Below are 206 nucleotides of genomic sequence, written 5' to 3' on the forward strand. Positions count from 1 at the left end.
ACAACAACCTTCTCATCTGGTTTCACTGGGGTGAAGTCTTGGTTCACTAGGTCTTTTCCTGCGATTGGATGACTGATCTTAGTGCTTGGATCGGTAACCGTTGCGGTTCCATCTTCACCTACAGTGACAGTCTTACCTGGGTTCTTCGCTTTGACCTTATCTTCCACTTGTTTTTTCTCTTCTGGAGTTAAGTGGGATTTGTCTTG

The 206-nt window shown here is 45.1% G+C and carries 1 pseudogene; it reads right to left on the reverse strand.

From position 1 onward, the window contains the following. Window positions 1-206, reverse strand: a pseudogene (locus KV696_RS09890) (hypothetical protein); the annotation flags it as partial.

It is taken from the genome of Streptococcus humanilactis (assembly GCF_019448275.1).
In the GTDB taxonomy this organism is placed as follows: domain Bacteria; phylum Bacillota; class Bacilli; order Lactobacillales; family Streptococcaceae; genus Streptococcus; species Streptococcus humanilactis.